The organism is Limosilactobacillus oris DSM 4864, assembly GCF_001434465.1.
GTDB lineage: Bacteria > Bacillota > Bacilli > Lactobacillales > Lactobacillaceae > Limosilactobacillus > Limosilactobacillus oris.
Window position 1 is genome coordinate 1 of record NZ_AZGE01000071.1, and the last position, 290, is coordinate 290.

Annotated in this window: 1 pseudogene; it reads left to right on the top strand. The window is 56.6% G+C overall.

The annotated features are described in order from the left end of the window. Positions 1 to 290: pseudogene (gene pgi, locus FC49_RS09655) on the top strand (glucose-6-phosphate isomerase); the annotation flags it as partial.

The following is a 290-nucleotide window of genomic DNA, read 5'->3' on the forward strand; positions in this document are numbered from 1 at the left end:
CTCCTGCCAATCGCCGCTTCTGGTGCCGACATTGACCAGCTGATGGCTGGTGCGGCCCAGGCGGAACAGGATTACGTTGACCCAGACCTGTCCAAGAACGAGGCTTACCAGTACGCCGCCTACCGGAACATCCTTTACCGGAAGGGCTACGAGACAGAACTCCTGGAAAACTACGAACCAAACATGCGGATGTTTGCCGAATGGTGGAAGCAGTTGGCCGGTGAATCCGAAGGGAAGGACCAGAAGGGGATTTACCCATCCAGTGCTAACTTCACGACCGACCTCCACTC